General features: G+C 61.8%; 3 protein-coding genes. All 3 read right to left on the reverse strand.

Annotated elements, in window-relative coordinates; all coding sequences use genetic code 11:
* Window positions 1-331: 331 nt before the first annotated feature.
* From ACK8OU_RS20010 to ACK8OU_RS20020, 3 genes are read right to left on the reverse strand one after another with little or no spacing between them, the layout of a single operon-like run.
* Window positions 332-1,066, reverse strand: coding sequence for an ABC transporter ATP-binding protein (locus ACK8OU_RS20010; RefSeq protein WP_410305090.1), 735 nt, complete (start codon window positions 1,064-1,066; stop codon window positions 332-334).
* Window positions 1,059-1,808, reverse strand: a complete 750-nt coding sequence (locus ACK8OU_RS20015) for an ABC transporter ATP-binding protein (protein ID WP_410305091.1) — start codon at window positions 1,806-1,808, stop codon at window positions 1,059-1,061. Before ACK8OU_RS20015 ends, ACK8OU_RS20010 begins: the two co-directional genes overlap by 8 nt.
* Entirely contained in the window at window positions 1,805-2,794 is a 990-nt protein-coding gene (locus ACK8OU_RS20020) for a branched-chain amino acid ABC transporter permease (protein ID WP_410305092.1), read from the reverse strand. The genes ACK8OU_RS20015 and ACK8OU_RS20020 overlap by 4 nt, the downstream gene beginning before the upstream one ends.
* Between the last annotated feature and the right edge of the window lie 149 nt (window positions 2,795-2,943).

Consider the following 2,943-nt stretch of genomic DNA (forward strand, 5'->3'; position numbering starts at 1 on the left):
CCCCGGATTGCGCGCGTGATCGGTGCGCCGAACCGGCGGGCCGTCGCCGCGGCGACGGCCCGCCGACGCCGAATCTCGTAGGACTAACATCCTCGGGATTCCGGTCGCTTGGGAGGCGATTTCTTCGAGACATTCGAGGCGTCCCCCCCCGCCCCGTCGGACGAAAGCACGAAGACGGACAGGTCGAACCCACGGACCTCTACAGGCTCGGACAGGACCAGCAGCTTCCACGCAGGATGCCTCCTCATTCCCAGGTCCGTTTCCGAACGGCATGGGCGACATCCCGCCCTGGCTTCCGTGAGCAGGGCCCGGCAGGCCCGTGTCACCAACCTCAAGCTGCATCTTCTTCTAACGCCTTGCCCAGATAAGACTCGACCACCAGGGGATTGGCGACAACCTCACTGGGTGTCCCATCGGCAATCTTCTCGCCGAAGTTTAGCACCATGACGCGTTGCGAAAGCTGCATGATCACGTGGACTAGATGCTCAATCATGCAAATGGTCACGCCATCCTCATGAATGCGCTTGAGCACAACGATCAATTCGTCGATCTCGCCACGCGTCAGGCCGGCCATGACCTCGTCGAGCAAAAGCAATTGCGGGCTGGTGGCAAGCGCGCGCGCGAGTTCCAGCTTCTTCTTGTTACCGATGGTGAGAGCGGACGCCGGCAGGTCCCGCAGATGCCACAGACCTGTGAGTTCGAGCGGACGCTGCGCGAGGCGACGGCCCTCGGCAACGCTCGGGCGGTCGTCGCGAGAGAACAATGCGCCCGTCGCAACATTATCCAACACGCTCATTTCCGCAAAGGGCCGCACGACCTGGAACGTGCGGCCGATACCCATCCGAGAGACCCGGTAGGGCGCGGCTGTCGTGATATCCTGACCCTTGAAGGTAATCGTACCCTCCGAGGGCGCCAGGTATCCCGTGATCAGATTGAGCAGTGTCGTCTTGCCGGCACCGTTCGGTCCGATGATGCCCAGGAATTCCTTCTCCTCGACGAATTGGTCGAACTTGCTGACCGCCACCAGACCGCCGAAACGCTTTGTCAGTCCCTTGATCTCAAGCATGTCGCGACTCCGGGCGGCTGGTCTTGGTATCGCTTCCGATGAAGGCTTCGCGGACGAGTTGGGACTCGCGCAGTTCCGCGGTGGGTGCCGCGAAGACGATGGAGCCGTGCGAAAGGACGTAGCCTCGGTCGGCGACGCTGAGAGCGGCGTGTGTATTCTGTTCGACGAGAAGGATCGTTGTCTTTGACTCGGCGATCTGCCGGATCGCCGAGAAGACCAACTGGACGATCTTGGGCGCGAGGCCCAGCGAGGGCTCGTCCAGGAGCAGCAGCTTGGGTCGGGCCATCAGCGCGCGTCCAATAGCCAACATCTGCTGCTCGCCGCCAGACATAAGACCCGCATTCTGGGTACGCCGTTCAATGAGACGTGGAAAGAGGCTGTAGACCTCCTCCAGCTTGGACGCTCGTCCTGCCCGCGCCATCTTATTGTAGGACCCAAGGATCAAGTTTTCCTCCACCGTGAGATTGGGGAAAACCTTGCGGCCCTCCGGCGAGAGGGCGAGACCAGCCTCGACCCTTTCGTGGCTCGCCATCGCCAGCAGATCGCGACCACCGAAAGTAGCGGTGCCCGCCATGGCCGGCATTAGCCCGGTGAGTACCGACATCGTCGTCGTCTTACCAGCGCCGTTGGAGCCGAGAAGGCACACGACCTCACCTTCGGCGACGTCGATGTCCATGTCGCGGACCGCAACCGCGCCGTCGTATCCGGTCTGAAGATTGCGAACGGTCAGAAGCGCGCTCATGCCTTGGTCTCCTCGCGCGGGCTGGGTGAATCCTCGCCTGTCTGCGAATGCCCGCGGGCAGACCAGCGATCCCACGCTTTGCGGATTGCGCCCCATATTCCCGCGGGCATGAACAGGATGCCGACGACCAGCACCAGGCCGTAGATGAGTTGGCTGAAGCCTTCCTGCTGCCCAAAGAAGATGCGGGACGCTTCCGAGAGCGCAATGATCGCGAACGAGCCTATGACTGGGCCGGGGAGTGTATGCACGCCGCCGAGGATCGGCGCGATCTGCGAAAGGATCGTGAAATGTAGGGTGAACCCGATTTCAGGGTCGAGGTAGCCACCATACCATGCGTTTATGCCGCCGGCGCAGGAAGCTATGGCCCCGGAAATCGCAAGTAGGCCCATGCGATAGGTGTAGGGCCTAATGCCCAGCATTTGCGCCGCCGACTCGTTGGCGCGCATCGCGCGGCAGGCAAAATGAAACCGTGACCGCGACAAGATGACGGAAATGACAATCGCGGCCACCGCACCGATGCAACCGATGATGTAGAGCGTGGTTGTCGACGGCCGCAGAGACGGGTTCAGGAACAGCCCTACCGCACCACCCGTCACATCCGGCGCCATGAAGGCCGAGATACGCAGTCCTTCGGAGAGCGCGAGCGTGGAGATCGCGAAGAAGATGCCGCGCAGTCGCCCGGTGGCGACCGCGAGGAAGAAGCCAAGAAGGCTACCGAACAGCATGGATACGATCAGGCTGAGATAGATCGGCAGACCCCAGGCGTTCGCACTGAGGATGGCGGCATAGCTGCCGACGCCCCAAAAAGCCGAATGGCCCAAGGAAATGAGGCCGGCATTGGCCATGAGATTCCAGCTTATCGCCAGCATCATCAGTGTCGAGACGCGGAACATCCAGTCGCCGACCTGCGGGCTGCCGAAGAACGTAAAACTAAGGAATGCGGCGGCGCAAAGAGCGACGATCGCTGCCTGGTTCGTTGCGGTCATATCTTTTCCCCCTATTCCTCGACAGCCTGGCCGAGAATTCCACGCGGCCGCACGATGAGGATAAGGAACAGCACCGCGAACGTGACGCCCTCAGCCCAGCCTACCCCTCCTGGAACGTAGTAAGCGACCCATGTCTCGGCGAAGGCGAG

This window comes from Pontitalea aquivivens (assembly GCF_046507575.1).
Classification (GTDB): Bacteria; Pseudomonadota; Alphaproteobacteria; order Rhodobacterales; family Rhodobacteraceae; genus Pontitalea; species Pontitalea aquivivens.